This window comes from Flavobacterium sp. KY-23415 (assembly GCF_055384985.1).
The window spans coordinates 2144494-2167361 of the sequence record NZ_AP044001.1 but is presented as its reverse complement, the minus strand read 5'-3'; the positions used below and the strand labels follow the sequence as shown (position 1 = coordinate 2167361).

21 protein-coding genes are annotated in these 22868 nt (G+C 30.8%); 10 read left to right on the top strand and 11 right to left on the bottom strand.

The window, feature by feature from the left end; genetic code table 11:
- The first annotated feature begins 16 nt into the window (after positions 1-16).
- Positions 17-286, top strand: coding sequence for a (2Fe-2S) ferredoxin domain-containing protein (locus tag ACZ49Z_RS09510; RefSeq protein ID WP_464307933.1), 270 nt, complete (start codon positions 17-19; stop codon positions 284-286).
- Positions 287-326: 40 nt separating this feature from the next.
- Here the strand turns inward: ACZ49Z_RS09510 and ACZ49Z_RS09505 are convergent, their stop codons facing one another.
- The 3 genes from ACZ49Z_RS09505 to ACZ49Z_RS09495 form a co-directional block, all read right to left on the bottom strand.
- On the bottom strand, positions 327-854 hold the full coding sequence (locus ACZ49Z_RS09505; RefSeq protein ID WP_464307932.1) for a ferritin: 528 nt from the start codon (positions 852-854) through the stop codon (positions 327-329).
- A gap of 104 nt (positions 855-958) precedes the next feature.
- Positions 959-1315: a hypothetical protein gene (locus tag ACZ49Z_RS09500; protein ID WP_464307931.1), complete on the bottom strand. Its 357-nt coding sequence runs from the start codon at positions 1313-1315 to the stop codon at positions 959-961.
- 82 nt (positions 1316-1397) lie between these two features.
- Positions 1398-2195 (bottom strand): DUF2797 domain-containing protein, encoded by a 798-nt coding sequence (locus ACZ49Z_RS09495; protein ID WP_464307930.1) that lies wholly within the window; start codon positions 2193-2195, stop codon positions 1398-1400.
- A gap of 98 nt (positions 2196-2293) precedes the next feature.
- Between ACZ49Z_RS09495 and ACZ49Z_RS09490 the strand changes: the two genes are divergently transcribed.
- The 3 genes from ACZ49Z_RS09490 (at position 2294) to ACZ49Z_RS09480 (ending at position 7311) form a co-directional block, all read left to right on the top strand.
- Positions 2294-3817: a GH3 auxin-responsive promoter family protein gene (locus tag ACZ49Z_RS09490; protein WP_464307929.1), complete on the top strand. Its 1524-nt coding sequence runs from the start codon at positions 2294-2296 to the stop codon at positions 3815-3817.
- A 335-nt stretch (positions 3818-4152) separates the two neighbouring features.
- A complete protein-coding gene (locus ACZ49Z_RS09485) occupies positions 4153-5727 on the top strand; it encodes an OmpA family protein (protein ID WP_464307928.1) in 1575 nt (524 codons plus the stop codon).
- 222 nt (positions 5728-5949) lie between these two features.
- Positions 5950-7311 (top strand): transposase family protein, encoded by a 1362-nt coding sequence (locus ACZ49Z_RS09480; RefSeq protein WP_464304430.1) that lies wholly within the window; start codon positions 5950-5952, stop codon positions 7309-7311.
- Between the two features lie 184 nt (positions 7312-7495).
- On the opposite strand, the gene clpX is transcribed toward ACZ49Z_RS09480, so the two are convergent.
- The 8 genes from clpX to ACZ49Z_RS09440 all read right to left on the bottom strand — a co-directional run bounded on the left by clpX (position 7496) and on the right by ACZ49Z_RS09440 (position 15884).
- On the bottom strand, positions 7496-8728 hold the full coding sequence (clpX, locus tag ACZ49Z_RS09475; protein ID WP_464307927.1) for an ATP-dependent Clp protease ATP-binding subunit ClpX: 1233 nt from the start codon (positions 8726-8728) through the stop codon (positions 7496-7498).
- A gap of 66 nt (positions 8729-8794) precedes the next feature.
- The gene (gene clpP, locus ACZ49Z_RS09470) at positions 8795-9454 is read right to left on the bottom strand and encodes an ATP-dependent Clp endopeptidase proteolytic subunit ClpP (protein ID WP_464307926.1); all 660 of its coding nucleotides are present in this window, start codon (positions 9452-9454) and stop codon (positions 8795-8797) included.
- A 163-nt stretch (positions 9455-9617) separates the two neighbouring features.
- A complete protein-coding gene (tig, locus tag ACZ49Z_RS09465) occupies positions 9618-10943 on the bottom strand; it encodes a trigger factor (RefSeq protein WP_464307925.1) in 1326 nt (441 codons plus the stop codon).
- Between the two features lie 100 nt (positions 10944-11043).
- The gene (locus tag ACZ49Z_RS09460; RefSeq protein ID WP_464307924.1) at positions 11044-11388 is read right to left on the bottom strand and encodes a phage holin family protein; all 345 of its coding nucleotides are present in this window, start codon (positions 11386-11388) and stop codon (positions 11044-11046) included.
- A 75-nt stretch (positions 11389-11463) separates the two neighbouring features.
- A complete protein-coding gene (locus tag ACZ49Z_RS09455) occupies positions 11464-13041 on the bottom strand; it encodes a G-D-S-L family lipolytic protein (RefSeq protein ID WP_464307923.1) in 1578 nt (525 codons plus the stop codon).
- Between the two features lie 17 nt (positions 13042-13058).
- Complete coding sequence (locus ACZ49Z_RS09450; protein WP_464307922.1) at positions 13059-14291, bottom strand: OmpP1/FadL family transporter; 1233 nt, start codon at positions 14289-14291, stop codon at positions 13059-13061.
- A 118-nt stretch (positions 14292-14409) separates the two neighbouring features.
- On the bottom strand, positions 14410-15171 hold the full coding sequence (locus tag ACZ49Z_RS09445) for an alpha/beta fold hydrolase (RefSeq protein ID WP_464307921.1): 762 nt from the start codon (positions 15169-15171) through the stop codon (positions 14410-14412).
- The gene (locus tag ACZ49Z_RS09440; RefSeq protein WP_464307920.1) at positions 15171-15884 is read right to left on the bottom strand and encodes a pyridoxine 5'-phosphate synthase; all 714 of its coding nucleotides are present in this window, start codon (positions 15882-15884) and stop codon (positions 15171-15173) included. Before ACZ49Z_RS09440 ends, ACZ49Z_RS09445 begins: the two co-directional genes overlap by 1 nt.
- Positions 15885-15980: 96 nt before the next feature.
- Between ACZ49Z_RS09440 and ACZ49Z_RS09435 the strand changes: the two genes are divergently transcribed.
- The 6 genes from ACZ49Z_RS09435 (at position 15981) to ACZ49Z_RS09410 (ending at position 22851) form a co-directional block, all read left to right on the top strand.
- Positions 15981-16640 carry a CBS domain-containing protein gene (locus tag ACZ49Z_RS09435; protein ID WP_464307919.1) on the top strand — a complete coding sequence of 220 codons (660 nt, stop codon included), beginning with the start codon at positions 15981-15983 and terminating at the stop codon, positions 16638-16640.
- Between the two features lie 21 nt (positions 16641-16661).
- On the top strand, positions 16662-17540 hold the full coding sequence (locus ACZ49Z_RS09430) for an NAD kinase (protein WP_464307918.1): 879 nt from the start codon (positions 16662-16664) through the stop codon (positions 17538-17540).
- Positions 17541-17664: 124 nt separating this feature from the next.
- The gene (porG, locus tag ACZ49Z_RS09425; protein WP_464307917.1) at positions 17665-18348 is read left to right on the top strand and encodes a type IX secretion system protein PorG; all 684 of its coding nucleotides are present in this window, start codon (positions 17665-17667) and stop codon (positions 18346-18348) included.
- A 3-nt stretch (positions 18349-18351) separates the two neighbouring features.
- Entirely contained in the window at positions 18352-19098 is a 747-nt protein-coding gene (locus ACZ49Z_RS09420; protein ID WP_464307916.1) for an isoprenyl transferase, read from the top strand.
- 7 nt (positions 19099-19105) lie between these two features.
- Positions 19106-21751, top strand: a complete 2646-nt coding sequence (bamA, locus tag ACZ49Z_RS09415; RefSeq protein WP_464307915.1) for an outer membrane protein assembly factor BamA — start codon at positions 19106-19108, stop codon at positions 21749-21751.
- A gap of 122 nt (positions 21752-21873) precedes the next feature.
- The gene (locus tag ACZ49Z_RS09410) at positions 21874-22851 is read left to right on the top strand and encodes an OmpH/Skp family outer membrane protein (protein WP_464307914.1); all 978 of its coding nucleotides are present in this window, start codon (positions 21874-21876) and stop codon (positions 22849-22851) included.
- The last annotated feature ends 17 nt before the right edge of the window (positions 22852-22868 follow it).

The following is a 22868-nucleotide window of genomic DNA, read 5'->3' as shown; positions in this document are numbered from 1 at the left end:
TCAAATTTTGTAATTTATGAGCAAAATAGAATTCCCTACAAAATCATTATTTATTTGTAATGGTAGCAAATGTGGCAAACATAAAGAGATTCGAAAATATTTCAAAAAAACTTTAAAAGAGAACAATCTTAAACATGAAGTGGAAATTTTTAAAATAGAATGCTCAAGCCGTTGCAAAAGTGCTCCAATCGTTTTTTGCCAACCAGAAAACGAATGGTTAGAAAAAGTAAACTTAAGCACAGCCGAAAAAATAATTGAAAAAATAATTGCACAAAAAAACTCCTAATATTTCTATTAAGAGTTTCTGATATTTTTATTTATTTAAACTATTCGTTTGCGCCAATTTTGGCAATTTCTTTATCTAATTGAAATTTACCCGTAGCAGAGTCTTCATCTATTAAATCAAAAAGTTCAAGAGCTCTGCGTGCATTTCTCTCTTCTTCTCTTTGTTCTTTAACATACCACATCATAAATTCTTCTGTAGCATAATCATTTTCTTGTCTGCATTTTGCTATTACTTTGTTTACAGCGTGAGTAACAGCAATTTCATTTTGCAAAGCAATCTCAAAAACTTCTCTAAATGAAGCAAACTCTTGTTGCACTTCTGAAACTGTAGGAGTAATTGCTATTCCCCCCATTTCTGTTATGTATTTAAATACTTTTAAAAAATGCTCACGTTCTTCTTCAGATTGCTTATACATATACCCTGCAGTATTTTCAAAGCCATTTCTATCTAACCAAGCAGCCATTGCTAAATATTTTGTTGAAGCATCGCTTTCAATTTTTGATTGTAGGTTTAATAGCTTTTCTACACCTTCCTGTAGCGAAGTATTTGTTCTTAATAAGTCTTTCATTTCCCTAAGTTTTTATATACTATTACAAAGTTACTTATAAATTAATAAACTTAAAGTGGAAGAAAAATTTTAACTATAAATTTGAATTTAATCTAAATAAAAAACTAAACCAATACTTCATTTAGCACTTCATTCAACATGGAATAAAGTCTTAATGAAAATTTAGTACCATTCAATAATTCTCTGAGTTGAACAATCTCACATATAGTAAGATTTCTAGAAAAATTTCTTTTTGTTGTTTCAATAAGTTTCGAATCGCATTGATCAGACAAATCATACAACATGTCTAAAATAGCAACACTATTCACTTTTCTTTGAAAAATCAAAAAATCCCGAACTTTATACTTTGTAATAGTTCCTTTAAAATGTATAACTATACTATTTGAAGCATCACATTGATAGCTAAAACCATTATTTGTTTCAAACAAATTATCCCTTTTTAAACCTATATATTGTTCCATACAAATGCATTAATAGCTTTGCAAATTTAAGAACTAAAATCTAAATCGCAAAACTATTTGTATTTAATCTAAATAAAATGGTTTAATTTAATACATTAATCTTCACCACATAGCCTTCATTACTTCTGATATTAAAAACAGTTCCGTCTTCAAATAGCAAGTATTGTCCTTTAATTCCAGCTATTTTGCCTGTAAAAAAAGGTGTTTTATCAAGATTTAGGCTTTTTACTTTTTTTGGATATTCCAAAACAGGAAAATGCAAATCTAAAACTGAGGTCTCGTTAGAAAAATGCTGTTTTACCTCCTCAGGCAACCATTCAAAAGCTTTTTCTCTTTCTAAAAGCAAATCAACACTTGCAACTTCATTTTTTAACATTTTCTGCCAACTTGTTTTGTCTGCATAATGACTTTTCAAAGCCACTTCAGTAATTCCTGCTAAATATCTATTTGGAACTTCAACAACAGGGACAGCTTGCACAGCTCCTTGATCTATCCATCGTGTTGGCACTTGTGTTTTTCTGGTAACACCTACTTTTACTTCACTTGACAAGGCTAAATAAACAACATGTGGTTGCAACTGTACTTTCTTTTCATAGGATAGATCTCTATCTTCAATTTCTAAATGCGCTGTACTCAATTCTGGTCGCATAATCCAATCTCCAACTGCCGGACTACTCATGAAACAATCATAACAAAAACCTTGTCGGAATATTTTCTTTTGCAATCCGCAATTTAAGCATTGAAATCCTTCTAAGTTTATTTGTATTTCTTTATTTAATAACTGATTTACATTTAAAAAACTATCTTCAAAGACTAAATAGTATTGAATAGGATTCATTAATTCTGTTTGCATTTTTTGGAGCACTCCTTGATAGGTCATTGGGTTTTTATTTTTTATTGATTGAAAAATTAAAAAAAATGTTATTTTTGGTAAAGTTATAACTCGTATTTTATAATTCATAATTTGTAATTCTAAAAATGGCACTTCCAATAATAAATTCTATTGCTTCTTGGTTATTAAAGAAACGAATTCATCAAATGGAGTTGTTTATAAAATATCCTCATGAAGTGCAAGAGGAATTACTTTTCAGCTTACTTAAATCTGCTGAAAACACCGTTATTGGCAAAAAATATGATTTTTCTTCCATTAAAAACTATAAAACTTTTTCAGAAAGAATTCCAGTTTCAACCTATGAAGAACTAGAGCCTTTGATTGAGCAAACAAGGAAAGGGGCTCAAAATGTTTTCTGGAATACTCCTATAAAATGGTTTGCAAAATCTAGCGGAACCACAAATGCGAAAAGTAAATTTATACCTGTTAGTCAGGAAGCACTAGATCTTTGTCATTATAAAGCAAGTAAGGATTTGTTATGTCTTTATTTGAATAACAACGAAAACTCTCAATTATTTACAGGGAAAAGTTTGAGATTGGGAGGAAGCAAACAACTTTATGAAAACAATAATACCTTTTTTGGAGATTTATCTGCCATTTTAATTGACAATATGCCCATTTGGGCAGAATTCAGCTCTACGCCAAGCAACAAAACATCTTTAATGGGAGATTGGGAAACAAAACTACCCGCAATCATTAATGAAACAATGGCTGAAAATGTAACAAGCTTAGCAGGTGTTCCAAGCTGGTTGATGGTTTTATTAAACAAAACACTAGAAGAAACCGGAAAAAACAACATACTGGAAGTTTGGCCGAATGCAGAAGTATATTTTCATGGTGGTGTTAGCTTTGATCCATACAGAGATCAATACAAAAAACTCTTCCCTAAAGAAGATTTTAGGTACTATGAAATCTATAATGCTTCCGAAGGTTTTTTTGCAATTCAGGATAAAAATGATTCCAACGAATTATTGCTAATGCTAGATTATGGTATTTTCTACGAATTCATTCCAATGGATACCTATGGAACTCCCAATCAACATGTTATTCCTCTAAACGAAGTTGAAATTAATAAAAATTATGCTTTAGTAATAACAACAAATTCGGGATTATGGAGATACTTGATTGGAGACACTATACGATTTACTTCTATAGCTCCTTATAGAATTATTGTTAGTGGCAGGACAAAGCACCATATAAATGTTTTTGGTGAAGAATTAATGGTTGAAAATACAGACAAAGCTATAGCAAAAACGTGTTCTGAATGCAACTGCGAAGTAATTGACTACACAGTTGCTCCTATTTTTATGAATAATAAAAACAAAGGAGCACATGAATGGATTATAGAATTCAAAACTATGCCCGATAACATTGAAAATTTCTCTTCTAAGCTAGATCAAAATCTACAGTTTTTAAATTCTGATTATGAAGCTAAAAGATATAATAATATGACATTAAACCCATTAAAAATTAATGTTGCAAGAAATAATCTTTTCTATGATTGGCTAAAAGTAAATGACAAATTAGGCGGTCAACACAAGATACCAAGACTTTCTAACGAAAGAAAATATCTTGACGAATTATTAAAAATACAAACCTCAGCAAACTAAGATGAAAAAAATTAAAAACCTACTATTTTTTGTTTTCACCATTTTGTTTTTTGTTTCTTGCGGCCCTAAAAGATACAAATGTGGTCCCTATAGAAGATGCAATATAGAACAAAATAATAAAGCTATGCAAAATTCGCTTTTTTGTAAAAACTGGAAAAAAGAAAACAACAAACTGATATACAGTAAATTAACATAAACCTTAACAAAAGAACTTTCAAATTTCAGTTTTAAACTTTACAACGAGTTTTTTTAGCAATTAACCGATTTTTCTTTCTTTTTATATTATTATAGGTTAATATTTGCACTAGATTAAAGGATAAAATTAACCAATCGATATGAAAAAAATATTTTTTTGCGCATTAAGTATTCCATTTTTAGGGTTGTCGCAAAATAACTTTACAATAAAATCAACACAAGAAACGAATAACTTAAATACTAATTCACTACTACAGTATTCTTTTTCAGATACAGGTATAAATAGTGAATTGAGTGAGATTGGAGCTACTTTTTTTAAAAACAAATTTCTAATAATTTCAAATAAAAAAAGACGTCATACGCAAACAACATTAAATAATTCTACAAAAAAATTTAACAACAACACTTACTGTACAGATGTAGATGAGTCTGGTAATTTATCTTTTCCTCTTCACTTTTCAAAGATTTTGGACAATAATTTTGATGAAGGAACAATGACCTTTTCGAAAGATGAAAAAACAATTTATTTTTCTAAAAACTCAGGAGATAATGAACCTTTTAAATTATATAAAGCTAATTTTGACAAAAACTCAAAAGGATATTGGAAAAATATAACAGAACTCAAAGTGACAAGCGAAGAATATTCTGTTGAAACTCCATTTCTAAACAAATCTGACAACAAATTATATTTTTCATCAAACATGCCTGGTGGTCAAGGAGGATTTGACATTTATGTTGCTGATGTACTTGAAGATGGCACGCTTACAAACATAAAAAATCTTGAAAACAAAATAAATACTAATAAAGACGAAAAATATATTTTCGTTAGTCCAGACAATAAATACATCTATTTCTCTTCGAATGGACATGAGGGAGAAGGTGGCTATGATGTTTTCAGAAGTTCAATAGTTAGAAGTAACACATTTGAAAATACTGTAAATATTGGTGATGAATTCAATAGTGAAAAAGATGAAGTTGGTATAATTTTAACTAGCGACACACAAGGTTATGTTTCCATCAACAAAAACAACAACAAAGAAGATTATGATATTTTCCGTTTTGATATTATAAGGAAAGACCAAGAGCTAAAATTAACAGTAGTTGATAACGCTACAAATATACCATTACCAAATACAGAAGTTACAGTTAAAGATGAGTTCGGTAACAAAATATTAAATGCAAGAACTGACAAAAATGGAGAAGTAACTTTAAAATCGGTTCCATTAACACAATATTCTATAACTTCTACAAAAGAAGGATACACCACATCAACTTCAGATTTGGTTGCCTCTCCAATTGAAGCCAATGTTAAAGAAACAATAGGACTTAGCGTTGCTGAATTAGAAAAACCAGAACCAAAAGCACCAGTATCTCTAGAAAAAGTAGATAACATCTATTTTGATCTTAACAAAGATTCCATAAGAGAAGATTCTAAAGGCACTTTACAATATTTAATCTCTATTCTTGAAGAAAATCCTGAAGTAAAAATTTCTATTAGTGCACATACCGATAACAGAGGTACTATAAAATACAATCAAATATTATCTGACAAAAGAGCTAAATCTACCTATAATTTCTTAATTGAAAATGGTATTGACAAAGCAAGGTTATCCTACAAAGGTTATGGCGGAAGCAGTCCGAAACATGACTGTAAAGTTTGTACAGAACTACAACATCAAGAAAACAGACGTGTTGAATTTAAAATAGAAGAATAAAATCACTAACATAAAAGGTTGCTAAAATAATAGCAAGCCTTTATTATGATCTAAAAAACAAAAAAATCTCGCTTTATCGAGATTTTTTTGTTTTTGATGTTTTTAGGCACATTCACAATTAAATAAATACTTGCTTATCAGTTATTTAATTTGTATTTTAGAAGAAACAAACCCCGAGAATGCTCAAAAAGAGTCAAAAACGGGGTTTTCTTTTAAATATGTATGTCAAAAATAATACGAATAAGTGAATTTCAGCACAAATTGCCTTTAAATATTATCAATGAAGATTTTAATGTTTTTTATGAGCAATTTCTAAAGTCTGATTTAGGTAAAATTCATCTAGCTACACCTTTTTCAGAACTTTCTCAAAGTTTTAAATTGAAAGCGTGCAAAAAAGGTCCAGATTGCATTTTTAGTACTAAAGGTAAGATTGCCTTGATGATGCTAAAAAACTATTATGGTTGTTCTGATGCTAAACTAATCGAGTTGTTAAACGGAAATGTTTACATGCAATACTTTTGTGATATTGTATTACCTCTAGATTCCCCGCTTACAAATTTTAAAATAGTTAGCCAAATAAGAATGGAATTAGCCAAAAAATTAGATGTTCGAAAAGTTCAAGAAACATTAGCTAAAAGCTGGCTACCTTATATGAATGATTTAGACAAAGTCTTGATAGATGCCACTTGTTATGAGAGTGAGTTGCGTTTTCCTACCAATGAGAAACTACTTTGGGAATGTATTGTGTGGAATTACAATCAAATGAAATCATTATGTGGAATTTTAAAAATAAAACTTCCAAGAACCAAATATATTGATTGGTGTAAACGCTACAATGAGTATTCTAGAAAAAGAAAAAAAACAGCAAAGCAACGAACAAAAATGACTCGTGGTCTTCTGAAATTATTATATAAACTTAATGGAGAATTGAGTAAAATTGAAAATCAATATTCCTTTGAGCCAACCACAAAATACAGCAAACAACGCAGAATAATCCGTCTTATTTACCAACAACAATCAAAAATTTTTGCAACAGGAAAAAGCGTTCCCGATAGAATTGTTAGCATAAATAAAAGTTATATTCGCCCAATTGTGCGTGGTAAAGAAGTAAAACAAGTAGAATTTGGAGCAAAAGTAAATAAAATTCAAATTGATGGAATCAATTTTATAGAACATATAGAATACCGTGCCTTTAACGAAGGAACTCGATTTCAAAACAGTATATTTTGCGCACAAAATCTAACTAAAACTAAAGTAAGAATTACTGGAGCTGATGCTATTTATGCCACAAATAAAAACAGAACTTTTTCGTCCACAAATAACATACAAACAGACTTTGTTAGAAAAGGAAAAGCTGGAAAACACGAAGAGCATAGAAAGAAGCTAGCCTCAGAAATTAAAAAAGAAAGAGCTACTCGATTAGAAGGTAGTTTTGGCAAAGAAAAAGAGCACTATAATTTACGAAAGATAAAAGCTAGAACCAAGAAAAGTGAAATGCTTTGGATTTTTTTCGGAATACATACAGCTAATGCTAAAGAAATAGGAAGAAGAATTTACAAAAATCAAACACAACTAGCAGCGTAAAGTATTCAAAAAAATACTTTATAGGAAAAGTGCGTCTTGTTGAGAAATATCAAATTTAAAAATCATAAAAACATATAATTTTTACTACAAAATAAAAAACCTCAATTATATTAATATGAATTGAGGTTTTTATTTAAAGTATTTTTCAAAAAATCTTGTTACTTCTGAATTTGCCTTTTTAAATTTATGAAGCCGTTTTTAAACGTTGTAATAGATTTTTATTCAAACTATGCTCTGCAAACTCTTTTGTAACATTAAGCTCCTTTTCTGAAGAACTAGGTAAATCAAACATTACATCTGTCAAAATTGCTTCACAAAGCGAACGCAATCCACGAGCTCCTAATTTATATTCTAATGCTTTTTCCACAATAAACTCAAGTGCACCTTCTTCAATAGAAAAATCCACATCGTCCATTTCAAACAATTTTTTATATTGCTTAATTAACGCATTTTTAGGCTCTGTAAGAATAGATCGCAAAGTAGCCGCATCTAACGGATCCATGTGTGTTAAAACTGGCAATCTACCTATTATCTCAGGAATCAAACCAAAATCTTTCAAATCTTTCGGTATAACATACTGTAAAACATTTTCTTTATCTATAGTGTTCACATCTTTAGAAGAGCTGTATCCTACAGTTTGTCTATTCAATCGTTTAGAAATTATTCTTTCTATACCATCAAAAGCACCTCCTGCTATAAACAATATATTTTGAGTATTTACCTCAACAAATTTTTGGTCAGGATGTTTTCTTCCTCCTTTTGGTGGTACATTAACAACCGTTCCTTCAAGTAACTTTAGCAATGCTTGTTGCACACCTTCTCCAGAAACATCCCTAGTTATAGAAGGATTATCACTTTTACGAGCTATTTTATCAATTTCATCAATAAACACAATACCTCTTTCTGCTTTAGCCACATCATAATCAGCAGCTTGCAACAAACGCGTTAAGATACTTTCCACATCTTCCCCCACATATCCAGCTTCAGTTAAAACTGTTGCATCAACAATGGCTAAGGGTACATTTAACATTTTTGCAATAGTTTTTGCTACTAACGTTTTTCCTGTACCGGTTTGACCAACCATTATAATGTTGCTCTTTTCAATTTCAACTTCGTCTTCAAGTTGTTTCTGCATTAATCTTTTATAATGATTGTAAACCGCTACACTCATTACTTTTTTTGTTCTATCTTGACCAATAATATATTCGTCCAAGAAGGTTTTGATTTCTTTTGGTTTTAATAAAATTAAATCCGATAAAAGATCACTTTTGCCATTTTGTTTCAATTCTTCTAAAACAATTCCATGAGCTTGTTCAATACATTTGTCGCAAATGTGCGCATCTATACCTGCTATTAACAGATTAGTTTCTGGCTTTTTCCTTCCACAAAACGAACATTCTAATACTTCTTTTGCCATTTTTATTTAGTAATTGGAACAGACAACTAGTAATAGACAACCCTATTACCAACTGCCTAGACCTTTTTATTTTCTAGTTAAAACTTCATCAATCATACCATATTCTTTCGCTTCTGCGGCAATCATCCAGTAATCTCTTTCACTGTCTTTATAAACTTTATCGTATGGTTGTTTTGAATGCTGTGAAATTATTTGATATAATTCTTCTTTTAATTTCAGCATTTCTTTTAGATTAATTTCCATATCTGTAGCCACACCTTGTGCTCCTCCTGAAGGTTGGTGAATCATCACTCTTGAATGTGGGAGTGCAGAACGTTTTCCTTCTGCTCCTGCACACAACAATACAGCCCCCATAGAAGCAGCCATCCCTGTACAAATTGTTGCCACATCTGGTTTCACTAGCTGCATAGTATCATAGATACCTAAACCTGCATACACACTTCCTCCTGGTGAATTAATATAGATGCTAATATCTTTAGAAGGGTTATCACTTTCTAAAAATAATAATTGTGCTTGAATAATGTTTGCAACATAATCATCGACTCCTGTTCCTAAAAATATAATTCTATCCATCATTAAACGTGAAAACACATCCATTGATGCCACATTTAATTGACGCTCTTCAATAATATAAGGAGTCATACTTGCAACGATCTTATCATAATACAAGCTGTTTACTCCATGATGCTTTGTTGCATATTTTTTAAATTCTTTCCCGTAGTTCATTTCTTTGAATGTTTTAAATATTTATTTTATCTTTTGAATCTAAAGTTCTACATTTATTTTTATATACAATAAGAATTTTAATAAAACTTTCTAAATCTATTTCTAGAACAAAAAAGCGCCAAAACAAGTTTGACGCTCAAAGATAATTATTTTTTATGAGAAATTATTCTCCATACATTTCTTTCACAAACTCTTGATAGTTTACTTTTTTAGCTTTCACATTAATTTTTTCTTTAAATAATGCCAGCATTTTTTCACTCATAATTTGTTCAGATAAACGCTTTGCTTCTTCTTGATTAGAAAGCACACGCGCAACAATTCCTTCTACTTCTTCGTCTGTAGGGTTCATTTGTCCGAATTGAGCCATTTGCTTCTTGATTAACTCAGAAGTATGTGCTTTTAAATCTTCAAATTGAATTTGTAAATTATTATCTGCAATTATTTTATTTTCGATTAACTGATAACGTAAACCTTTCTCAGATTTAGCATATTCTTCTTCAGCTTGTTCAGTTGTTAAAGGAGTCTCTCCAACTGTTTGAATCCATTTTTTCAAGAATTCTGCTGGTAATTCGAACGCAGTGTTTTCAATTAATGATTCTATTACATCGTTTAAGAATTTTTGATCTGCTTGTTGAGCAAATTGTGCTTCAGCATCTTCTTTAATCTTCGCTTTCAATTCATCAACAGAACTCACTGTTCCTTCTCCAAACAACTTGTCAAATAATTCCTGATTCAATTCTGCTTTTTCAACTGAATTAATTTCTTCAATCGTAAAATTAACTACAACATCTAATCCGTGAACATCATCATGAGATACTTTTAAGTAATCCATTAATTTATGGTCATCTTCAAAAAGTCCTTTTGTAGCTAATTCAACAACATCTCCAACTTTTTTACCTACAAATTGTTTTACAACCTTTTTATCTTTGAAGATATCTAATGTGATATTCGTTGAATTTTTAATTCCTTTTTCTTCATTTGAAAAAGTTCCTCTCAGCGTAGTCTCTTCTGTTACTTTGTCTTCAGAAATCATTTTCCCGTATTGCTTTTGAATACGCTCAACTTGCTCTTCTAACATTTTATCATCTGCTTCAATATCGAACTTAGCCACTTTAGATTTAGCTGACAAATCAACTGTAAATTCTGGTGCTAATCCTAATTCGAATTCAAAAGTAAAATCGTCTTTACTCCAATCAAATTCTTCTGTTACTTTCGGAAGTGGATTTCCTAATATATCTAATTTTTCTTCTACTAAATAATCATTTAAAGAAGATTGTAAAATTTTATTTACTTCATCTAAAAGAACCGCTTTACCGTATTGTTTTTGAATTAAACTCATTGGTACAGCTCCTTTTCTAAAACCTGGAATATTAGCATTCTTTCTATAATCTGCTAATACTTTTTGTACTTTGTCTGCATAATCTTCTTTAGTAACTGCAACTTTAACAACTGCATTTAAAGCATCTATTTGCTCTTTTGTAATATTCATTATCTTATTATTTAAATGTCATGAAATTTGGGTTGCAAAATTATATATTTTTTGCAACTCAAACAAGTTTTTAATTAATTGAATTTCAATTGCCTAAATTTTATTTTTTATCAATAAATATACTATTCAGAAAGGACTGACCAATTGATAAGATAATACTGAATAAAAACGCATCCCAAAATCCTTTAACAGTAAATCCTTCAATAAAATAGTCTGCCACCAAAATTATTACTGCATTTATTACTAATAAAAAGAATCCTAAGGTAATCAATGTAACAGGAATTGTTAGAAAAACTAGAATAGGCTTCAGGAAAACATTAAGCAACCCTATAACTACTGCAATAACAATTGCAGTAATATAATCAGAAACCTCTATTCCTGGTAGAAGATTACTTAATAAAACAATTAGAACTGTTGTTATTAAAAGCCGTATGATTAAATTCATATTTTTTATTTTAAATATACAAAAAAAGACACCAAAAATGGTGCCTTTTTAAGTTCTTATGTAATTTTGACAGTATTAATTTGTTGGCAAAACATGAATTCCTTGGAAAAAAGATGGATAATATAATGGCATTTTAGAACCATAATGTTGATTAATCACCTTTATAATTTCGTTTGCTATGACTGCATATCCTCTAGCATTTGGATGCACGCCATCTAAAGAAAACAACACTTTATTTTCAGTAGCTGACCCACTAAAATAATTCGCAGTATAAATTTGCCCAGAATCTACTCTAAGACCACTAACTAATTCTGCCAAAATAGCATTCATATCTGCAATAGCCAAACCTTTTGAATTTGCAATTGAAACTATAGCTGCATTATAGGCCGTAATAGCATTTTGAACTTTAGCTTTTTCATTTGATGTTAAAACCCATTTATTAGCCATAGGCAAAGTAACTCCATTAACATTAAAAGGAGCTGTTCCAGCTGGATTAGGCTGACCAATTAACGAGCTAGAAGGTAAAACCATTAAATCATTTGCTGTTGCATGTCTTGCTTGTCCGTAAATAGCACCTAAAGCTGCAGCATTTGCCACCAATAAAGGATTACCTGAACTAGCTGCATATGCTTGAATAGTCCCTCCAATATCTGTTAAATCTTGATCTTTAATTAACACTGGGTTTTTAGTTCCTGGCGCAGTATTTAAAGGTGCAATTCTTCCTCCTGTTGCTAAAGACAAGAACTGATATAATGCTATAGCTGTAGTATTTGATGATGTAGCTTCAGCTGGCAAAGCATTATATGGAACAGTTGTAAAATAAGGAATAGAAGTTACACTTGGAATTGTCGCAACCACTCCTTTTGCTCCGTTAGACGTTAAAATGTTCACAATTTGCGTATAAACTCCCGCAAAAACTGTTGAATTTGTAATATCATTAGATCCATATGTACTTGGAACCATATTACCTGTTGCATTATGATCATCTGCTGGAGTAACACCATCTGCTTTTGCACCTCCGTTTGTAGCATAAGACAATACATCATTAGCTCCAATCCAGTTCGTAAAAAATGTTGGGTTTTTCGACATTGCATCATCCAAAACAGTAACTGTTGCAGAAGTAGCATGTCTAACAAAATAAGGGTTAGCTTGACCTAATGCTAAGCCAGCTGCATTTCCATATCCTTCTGCTAATAAATGAAATGATTTTGCTCCTGGCACCCCCATATTGTTATAGGCTGTAGCTTGAGGTGTTAAAGTAATAGTTGGTGTTCCTGCAATATTTTCTACTGCACCAACAGTTCCGTTAGGGTTAACTTGAGTTGCATCCAGAATTCTTCTAGTACCAAAACCAGGTAATCCTAAAATGCCCCCTAAATCATTCACATCATCTTCATATGATGGTTGTGTAAAAGCACCCCCACCCACAAGTGCAAATTTTTGAGCTAACAAATTTGGGAAAGAATTCATTTGACCAGACTTATACATAGTTCCATCCATATAACCCGCAGTTAGTGAATTTCCAACTGCAACGTATGAAGAAAAATTTGCGTTACCATTTGTATAGTTTGCATCTACTTCATTTTCAAATTCTGGCTCACAAGAAATGAAACCAGCCGCTAAAATAGCTAAGTATATAAATTTATTTTTCATTTTAATTTTATTTTAGATTAAAAACCATATGTTATACCAATTCCAGGAGAAAATACTGAAGATTTATAAGTACCTCCAAAGCTACTTCCATCTGAATAATGATCATAAGAATTATCAATTTCGTCGAAATGTAAATAAATAAACGATAAATCTACACCTAATTTATCACTAAATTGATATGTTAAACCTCCTGTGAATCCCATAGATTCGTTTCTTGGAGTTTCTGGTGCAAAATAACCATCTTGAACTGGGCTTTCATCTATATAGTATCCTGCTCTAAAAGTAAATTTATCATTAGCTAAATATTGTGTACCAAATCTATAAGTACTTGAATTTTTATAATTTCTTGGATTAATTGACTCTTGTCCGTTACCGAATTTAACATCTAATGCTTTATAAGCGCTCCACATTGCATAATTATAATCGAATGCTACTAACCATTTATCCGTTACTTTCACAGAAAGACCTGCAGTTAATTCTGCTGGCAATGGCAAATCTGCATCAAAAGTTGTTGGTGCAAATCTTGGGTCATTTTGTAACAAAGTTGGTAAGTTATTAAAAGTAGCATCGCCATCACGAGCTTCCATAACAATTTTTGAACGATAATTTAGCCCTAATCTCAAACCATCTACAGGATTAACCATCATTCCTAAATTATATCCCCAAGCTGTGATATTTTTACCATCTATAGTTACATCAGCATCTTCAGTTAAGCCTCCTGAAGGAGCTAAGTTTCTATTAAAATTTACAGAACCCATTGCATAAATTGGCCCTCCACCAACACTAAAATGTTCACCTACTCTTATAGAAAGAGAAGGCTGTACAAAAATTGCTTTTAAATCAATATTATTCACCAAATGCGCTCCTTCCCAGTTTTTATCCCATTCTACAGCACTTCCATAAGGCGTGTAAACAGCCAAACCAGCAGTAAGCCAATCATTAAGTTTATATGTAGCATAAACACTAAATGGCGTTCCTAAGTTATCACTTTTGTTTGTCCAATTGTATTCTGAATTTTGAAATCTTGTTTTTGAGAACAACGCATTTGCCCCAACAGATAAGTTAAACTTTTTATCTAAATATGCCATCCCTGCAGGATTAAAAAAAGTAACCTCTGCACTATTTATCACAGCAACACCTGTGTGTCCCATTGCTAATTGTTTCTGCCCTTGGATACTCACTCTATAACCACCTGCAAATGCAGTTGAGCTAGCCAAAGCCAATAATGTTAAAGAAAGTAATTTTCTCATAATGTTAAAATGTGTTTAGTTTCTTGAAATTATTATCATCTATCTTTCAAAATTATAATAAATTATGGAATTAACAATTTTTTATCAAAAAATATTATGCATTCATAATATTTTTTTTCTATTTAATAAATTTTACAACCTCAGAAAAGAAAATTTTTGGCTGTTCTGCATGCAACCAATGTCCTGAATTAGGAATGGTTACCAAATTTAACTTTGGAAATTGAGCCTCAATTTCTAAAACATCATCATTTAGAATATAATCCGAATTTTCACCTCTTAAAAAAAGCGTATCCTTTTCAAATCTTAAATGACTAGCTAATGGCTTTCCAATTTCTTCTATATTTGCATCTAATGCTTTCAAATTAAAACGAAAAGCCAACTGTCCCTGTGACTCCCAAAATAAGTTTTTCAACAAAAACTGTCTCGTTCCAAAATCTGAAATATACTCAGAAACTACATTATCAACATCAGATCTACTTGGTTGCACAGTAAAATCTACAGCTTTTAAACCCTGTAGTATTTTTTGATGGTGTGGAGCATAATATTTTGGTCCAATATCGGCGATTATTAATTTCTTAATTAATTCAGGATACAAACAAGCCAATTGCATTGCGACTTTACCTCCCATAGAATGTCCTAACAAAACAATTTCTTTAAGCTGTTTATCATCACAATAGGCCACCACATCTTGCACCATTAAATCATAACTAAAATCATCAGATTGAAAACTTCTTCCATGATTTCTCATATCTAACATATGAACTTCAAAACCTTCTTCTGCGAATTGTATTCCTAAAGTTTTCCAATTATCAGACATTCCTAAAAAACCATGAATGATTACAAAAGGAGTTCCTTTTCCTTCTATTTTTGAAAATAACATTATTTTAATTTTTGAAGATACATATTTACAACATTCTCTATTCCCAAATATAGAGATTCAGAAATTAGTGCATGACCGATAGAAACCTCTAATAAATTTGGAATATTTTCTTTAAAAAATTCAATGTTTTCGAGACTTAAATCATGCCCTGCATTAATTCCTAAATTCAACTCATTAGCTAGCAAAGCTGCCTTAACATAGGGTTCAATTCCTTTTTGATTCCCTAAAGAAAATTCATGCGCAAATGCTTCGGTATATAGCTCTATCCTATCTGTTCCAGTATCCTTTGCTCCTTCAATCATTTTTAAATCTGGATCAACAAAAATAGAAGTCCGAATACTATTCCTTTTACACTCATCAATAATTTCCACAAGAAAATCTTTATACTTAATTGTATCCCAACCCGCATTTGAAGTTATAGCATCATCAGCATCTGGGACTAGAGTTACCTGAGTTGGTTTTACCTCTAAAATTAAATCCATAAATTTTCTTACAGGATTTCCTTCTATATTATACTCTGTAAAAACCACGGGCTTTAAATCTCTAGCATCTTGATAACGAATATGTCTTTCATCTGGTCTTGGATGAATTGTTATACCCTCTGCTCCAAAATCCTGAACATCTTTGGCTACTTTTAATAAATTTGGAACATTTCCTCCTCTAGAATTTCTTAAAGTTGCAATTTTATTGATATTTACTGATAACTTTGTCATGGTCTTTTTTTATTATTTTTACAAAAATACGAAGTATAAATAGCTTTAATAAGCTATTTTTAATTATTTTGCATCAAAATAAGCTTAAAATAAACAATGAACTCATTAATTGATTTTCTAAACAACGATATAAGTCCACTGAATAGTCAAAGTAAAGTCGCTGAAGCTCAGGATTTATTCTTAGAATATCCCTATTCCCATTTTCCAATCACTGAAAATGGTATATATATTGGTTGCATCACTAAAGAAAATGCTGAAATATTAGATTCAAATGCTAAAATTGAAGAAAACCGCTATGATTTTGAACGTTTTTATGTTCGTTCAGAAATGATTTGGCTGGAAGTTTTAGAAGAATTTGCAAAAAATGAAACTAATATAATCCCTGTATTAAACAACCAAAACAAGTATGTGGGTTATTACGAACTCGAAGACGTTATCCGATTCTTTCACGAGACGCCATTTCTAAGAGAAGAAGGAGGTTTATTGGTTGTAAGAAAAGAAACTAGTGGTTTCTCAATGAGTCAAGTGGCACAAATTGTAGAAAGCAACAATGCGAAATTACTAGGTTTATTCATTTCGAAAACAGAAGCAAACCATATTGAGTTCACCTTAAAAATTAGTCAAAGTGGTTTAAACGATATAATACAAACGTTCAGAAGATATGATTACGAAATAATTTCCGAGCACCAAGAAGACACTTATTTAAAAAACTTAAAAGATCGTTCCGATTATTTAGATAAATATTTAAATATTTAAGCACCTTCAAAAAAACACATTATGAAAATTGCAGTATTTGGTCAACATTATCAATCGAGCACAGATGAAATAATTGAAAAAGTCTTAAATATTTTACTCAATAAAGAAACAACTGTTCTTATAGAAGAAAACTATTTCCACAGCATCACTACAGCTTTGAAAAACAAATGCAAAACCTATTCTAATCATGAACAATTAAATAACGATGTTGAAGCACTTATAAGTATTGGTGGAGACGGAACTATATTAAGAGCTGTAACACATGTTCGAGACAAACAGATACCTATTGTTGGTATCAACACTGGCAGATTAGGTTTTTTAGCCACTGTTCAAGTTCAAAACATAGAACCCATGTTGCTTAAAATTCTCTCAAGAGACTATACTATTTCTAAAAGAAGCTTATTAAGTTTAACATGCTCTCCAAAAAACCCCGATTTGGTTGACCTTAATTTTGCACTGAACGAAATTACTGTCTCTAGAAAAGACACCACTTCAATGATAACAATAGACACCTACTTAAATGGAGAATACTTAACCTCTTATTGGGCAGATGGCTTAATAATTTCAACTCCAACTGGATCAACAGGATATTCTTTAAGCTGCGGTGGGCCTGTTTTAATTCCCGAAGTAAAAAGTTTAGCAATTACCCCTATAGCACCGCATAACTTAAACGCAAGACCACTTGTTATACCAGATGATACCGAAATTGAACTAAAAGTTTCTGGTAGAGAAGAGCAATATTTAGTCTCATTAGACTCAAGAATAACCTCAGTAACAAATGAGACAATATTAAGAATTAAAAAAACACCTTTTAAAATAAACATGATTGAATTTAAAGAAGAAGGTTTTTTAAAAACAATAAGAAAAAAACTACTTTGGGGAGAAGATAGAAGAAATTAACAGATGACATATAACTTTTAACTTCTTTTTACGTTTGTATTAGACCCATATATTTAGGAATAATTTTTCTATTAAAATATGGTAAAGTAATCTATATTGTTATATTTGCAAACTATTTTTAAAAATGAGAAAATTATTATTTTACATATTTATACTTTTTAGTTCATTAAGTATTAAGGCTCAAATCAATGAATTAGGTATATTTTTAGGAGGTGCTAATTACATTGGAGATGTAGGTCCAACGGACTATATTTCACCAAACGAACCTGCATTTGGGATTATATACAAATGGAACAGAAGTCCAAGACATTCATGGAGATTTTCCTATATTCATGGGCAAATTAGTGCTAATGACAAAGACAGTGATGTTCCTAGTAGATCCTTAAGAGGCATCAATTTTAAAAACAATATAGATGAATTTGCATTAGGTCTTGAATTCAACTTTTTTGATTTCGATTTGCATTCATCAGATTGGGCAATGACTCCTTATGTATCTACTGGAGTTAATTATTTCATTTATAATGAATTTTTTTTTCCAAGTAAAGCTCAAAAGTTTGATTACAGACATAGCCAATTTGCTATCCCAATGATCATTGGATTAAAAACTAGAATTTTTAATCATTTTGTTCTTGGAGCCGAAATTGGAGCAAGATATACATTTACAGATAACTTGGACGGAAGTCACCCAAGAAACAACAACCTAAAAGGTTTACAATTTGGTAATTTAAATAGTAAAGACTGGTATGTTTTTTCTGGTATAACGCTAACATATACCTTTGGAAAAAACCCTTGTTTTTGTGCAAATTAACATATGAGTATCGAAACAAATAAAGATATCAATACAAACAATCTTCCCAACCATTTAGCAATTATAATGGATGGTAATGGGAGATGGGCAAAACAAAAAGGTTATTTAAGAGCATTTGGACATGAAAATGGCACCAAATCGGTAAGAACCACAGTAGAATCGTGTGCAAAATTAGGAATTAAACACCTTACACTTTATGCTTTTTCTACAGAAAACTGGAATCGTCCAAAATTAGAGGTAGATACCTTAATGAAACTTTTAGTTAGTTCTTTAAAGAAAGAATTAAATACTTTGGAGAAAAATAACATTCGATTGAACGCAATTGGAAATTTAACAAATCTTCCGGAAAAAGTTCAAAAAGAATTGAACGAAGTTATTCAAAGAACCTCCGAAAACACTAGAATGACTTTAACTTTAGCGCTTAGTTATGGAGCTAGAGAAGAGATGATTCAAGCTGTTAAAAAAATTGCAGATAAAGTTAAAAATAATATAATTTCCAATGACGCTATTGACCAATCAATTATTAATGAGCATCTTTACACACACAATCTACCAGACGTAGATTTGGTAATTCGCACAAGTGGCGAACACAGAGTAAGTAATTTCTTGCTTTGGCAAATTGCATATGCAGAATTTTATTTTACAGATGTTTTATGGCCAGATTTTAGCGAAAAAGATTTACACGAAGCCATCAAGAGTTATCAAAACAGAGAAAGACGATTTGGAAAAACTAGTGAACAAATTTCATAAAAAAACAATGTTAAAAAAAGGTTTACAATTACTTTTCACCTTAGTTATTATAGGTAATAGTACAAAATTAAATGCTCAGGAAACAAAATTAGAAAACGGCAAAGAATACATCTTAGGAAGTATTAATGTTACAGGAAAAAACAAATATAGCGAGCAAACCGTTGTAACATTTTCTGGTCTTGAAAAAGGACAAAAAATTCAAGTACCTGGTGAAGACATTAGTTCTGCAATTAAAAAACTTTGGAAACTTGGTTTATTTAGCGATGTTAATTTTTATGTTAATGAGATTAAAGGAGACAGTATTTTCTTAGAATTAAATCTAATGGAATCGCCTAAATTAGCCGATGTAAAAATTCAAGGCATTAGAAAAGGTAAATCAGAAGATTTAATAAAAGATATTGATCTAAAAAAAGGGAAAGTTGTTAATGAAAATTTAATTACCACAACCAAGAATTATATTGAAAACAAATATAAAAAAGATGGTTTCTACAACACTAAAGTAATTATTTCAACCATACCTGATTCTACTGAAACAGAGGTTAAAATGCTTATAAACATTGACAAAGGCACAAAAGTTAAAGTAAAAAGTATCGATTTTGTTGGAAACTCCGAACTAACAGATGCCAAGCTTAGGAGAGCTTTCAAAAACACTAAACAAAAAAATCCTTTAAGAATATTTAAACTTTCTAAATTCATTAAAGACAAATACAAAGAAGACTTAGCTAGTGTCATAGACAAATATAAAGAAAATGGTTTTAGAGACGCTCGAATTGTTTCTGATAGTATTTCTTATGACAAAGAAAAAAACTTAATTCACATAAAAGTAAATCTTGAAGAAGGGAAAAAATATTATTTTGGAAACATTAGATATTTAGGAAACACTGTATATACTGACCAACAATTAAGTAGAGTGCTAGGCGTTAAAAAAGGAGATGTTTATAATGGCGTACAATTACAAAAAAGAATTGCAGACAATAGCAGCCCAGATGCAGAAGACATAACAAATTTATACCAAAATAATGGTTATTTGTTTTCAAACATCAACCCTGTAGAAGTAAAAACGGTTAATGACACTATCGATTTTGAAATAAGAATAGTTGAAGGACCAATTGCTTATTTCAACAAAATCTCAGTTGTTGGAAACGATAAAACAAATGACCATGTAATATATAGAGAGTTAAGAACAAAACCAGGACAAAAATACAGTAAAGAAGATTTAATTAGGTCTGTTCGTGAAATAGGACAATTGGGCTTTTTTGATCCAGAGGCTATTAAACCTGAATTTAAAAACGTAGATGCTCAAGCAGGAACAGTAGATATTGAATACAACGTTGTAGAAAAAGGAGCTAGTCAAATTGAACTACAAGGTGGTTACGGGGGTGGAGGTTTTATCGGAACATTAGGATTATCCTTTAATAATTTCTCTGCAAGAAACATCTTTAAAAAAGACTCCTACAAACCATTACCAATGGGTGACGGTCAAAAAATGTCTTTAAGATTGCAAGGAAGTAATTATTTTCAAACCTATAGTTTATCTTTTTCTGAACCATGGTTTGGTGGAAAAAAACCTGTAAGTTTTTCAACTTCATTATCACACAGTAAACAATTCTTGTATAATTTCCAAACTAGAGATGTAACACGAGATCAAAGTTTCAACATTACTTCGCTATCTGTCGGAATTGCAAAACAACTGAGTGTACCAGATGATTACTTCGTTTTATCACAAAGTTTGTCTTTTCAATATTATGACTTAAATAACTATAATACTGGATTATTTACTTTCGGAAATGGATCGTCAAGAAATCTTGCTTATACAGTTGGTTTAAGTAGAAACAGTAAAGGTGTTAACCCAATTTATCCAACTTACGGATCTGAGTTTAGTATTTCGGGAAGATTTACGCCTCCTTATTCACTATTTAACGGTGTTGATTATAAAAATTTAGAAAATTTACCCGAATATAAAAGACAAGCTACAAGTAGAGGTACTGGTCCAAATGGCGGTGATATTCAAGTTGGAGATTATTTAGATGAGTTAGGAAATGTTGTAAATGATGGAGATAACGACCCTAGTAATGATTATCTAAGTGCAGCTGTAGATATTTCAAAAGTGGATCAAAAAAGATTCAACTGGTTAGAATATTACAAAGTAAAAGTGAAAGCAGACTGGTACACCAGACTTTATGACAAATTAGTTTTACGTTCTTTAGGCGAATTTGGTTTCATGGGTGCTTATAATCAAGAAAGAGGATTAGTTCCATTTGAACGATTTTATCTAGGTGGAGATGGTTTAGCCAACTTTGCCCTAGATGGTAGAGAAGTTATTCAATTAAGAGGGTATCCAAATAATTCCCTATCTTCACAAGATGGTGGTACTATCTATAACAAGTTTTCATTAGAGTTAAGATATCCAATCACATTAAAACAAGCAGCTACTATTTATGGATTAGCATTCTTAGAAGGCGGTGCTGCATTTAATGATTTTAAAGAATATAATCCATTTAAAATGCAACGTGCTGCTGGATTTGGACTTAGAGTATTCATGCCTGCATTTGGTTTACTTGGAATTGATTTCGCTCACGGTTTTGATGCAATCCCAGGACAAACAACTAAAAGTGGTTGGCAAACACATTTTATTATTGGACAACAATTCTAATACTTTTAACGTTTAGTTTAAAAAAAGCAGATGTAAATTAAACTTAAAAAAACATTTCTTATCTTTCGGACATGTTTTTATGAGCAGCATCTGAAAATATAAACTAAAAATTAAACAAACAGATGAAAAAATTATTTTTTGTTACATTACTTTTTGCATATTTCAACAACTTTGCACAAACAGCAAGTGTTCGTATTGGATATATTGACATGGAATATATTCTCGAAAAAGTACCTGAATATGCAGAAGCTAAAAACCAATTGGAGTTAAAAGCTACAAAATGGAAAGAAGATATTGAAGTTAGAAAGAATGAAATAACGAAGCTGAAAGAAAGTTTAGCAACTGAAAAAGTCTTATTAACTAAAGAATTGATTGAAGAACGTGAAGAGGAAATTTCTTTTAAAGAAAAAGAATTATTTGACTATCAAGAAAAACGTTTTGGTGCAAGAGGTGATTTAATTATTCAAAAAACAACATTAATCAAACCAATCCAAGATCAAGTTTTTACAGCTATTCAAGATATAGCAGAACAAAAAAGATATGATTTTATTCTAGATAAATCTTCAGATTTAACTATTCTATTTGCTAATCAAAGACACGATATTAGTGATCAAGTTGTAAGAGCGATAATGCGTACTGAAAAAAGAGAAAAACTTTCTAAAAAAGAACAAAAAATTCTAGATGCTAAAGAAGCCTTAGAAGATTTACAGGATGAAAATCCTGCTCTTGCAGAAAGACAAAAAATACTAGATGACAAAAAAGCGGCTAGAGAAAAATTATTAGAAGAACGCAAAGCGGCTAGAGAAAAACTACTTGAAGACAGAAAGAAAGCAGCAGAAGAAAAAAGACAAAAAAAGACAGATGACAAGGAAGCTGAAAAAAATGGCACAGTAATTGAAAAGGATAGTATAAACAACAAAACTGAAAATCCAAACAAAGAGGAAAACAAGGCTCCAACAACAGCAGAAGAAAGAAAAAAAGCTATAGAAGAAAGAAAAAAAGCTATAGAAGAAAAAAGAAAAAAGATTTTAGCAGAAAGAGAAGCTGCTAGAAAAGCAAAACTAGAAGAACAAAAGAATAAAGAAGAAAAAAAGGAATAAAAATAACCAAAATTAAA

Excerpts from the sequence above, each read along its gene's own strand:
- ACZ49Z_RS09450 (WP_464307922.1), bottom strand. The coding sequence starts at position 14,291 with ATGAGAAAATTACTTTCTTTAACATTATTGGCTTTGGCTAGCTCAACT.
- ACZ49Z_RS09440 (WP_464307920.1), bottom strand. The coding sequence starts at position 15,884 with ATGACAAAGTTATCAGTAAATATCAATAAAATTGCAACTTTAAGAAAT.
- ACZ49Z_RS09410 (WP_464307914.1), top strand. The coding sequence starts at position 21,874 with ATGAAAAAATTATTTTTTGTTACATTACTTTTTGCATATTTCAACAAC.
- porG (WP_464307917.1), top strand. The coding sequence starts at position 17,665 with ATGAGAAAATTATTATTTTACATATTTATACTTTTTAGTTCATTAAGT.
- ACZ49Z_RS09490 (WP_464307929.1), top strand. The coding sequence starts at position 2,294 with ATGGCACTTCCAATAATAAATTCTATTGCTTCTTGGTTATTAAAGAAA.
- ACZ49Z_RS09505 (WP_464307932.1), bottom strand. The coding sequence starts at position 854 with ATGAAAGACTTATTAAGAACAAATACTTCGCTACAGGAAGGTGTAGAA.
- ACZ49Z_RS09480 (WP_464304430.1), top strand. The coding sequence starts at position 5,950 with ATGTCAAAAATAATACGAATAAGTGAATTTCAGCACAAATTGCCTTTA.
- ACZ49Z_RS09435 (WP_464307919.1), top strand. The coding sequence starts at position 15,981 with ATGAACTCATTAATTGATTTTCTAAACAACGATATAAGTCCACTGAAT.
- ACZ49Z_RS09500 (WP_464307931.1), bottom strand. The coding sequence starts at position 1,315 with ATGGAACAATATATAGGTTTAAAAAGGGATAATTTGTTTGAAACAAAT.
- clpX (WP_464307927.1), bottom strand. The coding sequence starts at position 8,728 with ATGGCAAAAGAAGTATTAGAATGTTCGTTTTGTGGAAGGAAAAAGCCA.
- ACZ49Z_RS09430 (WP_464307918.1), top strand. The coding sequence starts at position 16,662 with ATGAAAATTGCAGTATTTGGTCAACATTATCAATCGAGCACAGATGAA.
- ACZ49Z_RS09495 (WP_464307930.1), bottom strand. The coding sequence starts at position 2,195 with ATGACCTATCAAGGAGTGCTCCAAAAAATGCAAACAGAATTAATGAAT.
- ACZ49Z_RS09420 (WP_464307916.1), top strand. The coding sequence starts at position 18,352 with ATGAGTATCGAAACAAATAAAGATATCAATACAAACAATCTTCCCAAC.
- ACZ49Z_RS09510 (WP_464307933.1), top strand. The coding sequence starts at position 17 with ATGAGCAAAATAGAATTCCCTACAAAATCATTATTTATTTGTAATGGT.
- ACZ49Z_RS09460 (WP_464307924.1), bottom strand. The coding sequence starts at position 11,388 with ATGAATTTAATCATACGGCTTTTAATAACAACAGTTCTAATTGTTTTA.
- bamA (WP_464307915.1), top strand. The coding sequence starts at position 19,106 with ATGTTAAAAAAAGGTTTACAATTACTTTTCACCTTAGTTATTATAGGT.
- clpP (WP_464307926.1), bottom strand. The coding sequence starts at position 9,454 with ATGAACTACGGGAAAGAATTTAAAAAATATGCAACAAAGCATCATGGA.
- ACZ49Z_RS09445 (WP_464307921.1), bottom strand. The coding sequence starts at position 15,171 with ATGTTATTTTCAAAAATAGAAGGAAAAGGAACTCCTTTTGTAATCATT.
- ACZ49Z_RS09455 (WP_464307923.1), bottom strand. The coding sequence starts at position 13,041 with ATGAAAAATAAATTTATATACTTAGCTATTTTAGCGGCTGGTTTCATT.
- ACZ49Z_RS09485 (WP_464307928.1), top strand. The coding sequence starts at position 4,153 with ATGAAAAAAATATTTTTTTGCGCATTAAGTATTCCATTTTTAGGGTTG.
- tig (WP_464307925.1), bottom strand. The coding sequence starts at position 10,943 with ATGAATATTACAAAAGAGCAAATAGATGCTTTAAATGCAGTTGTTAAA.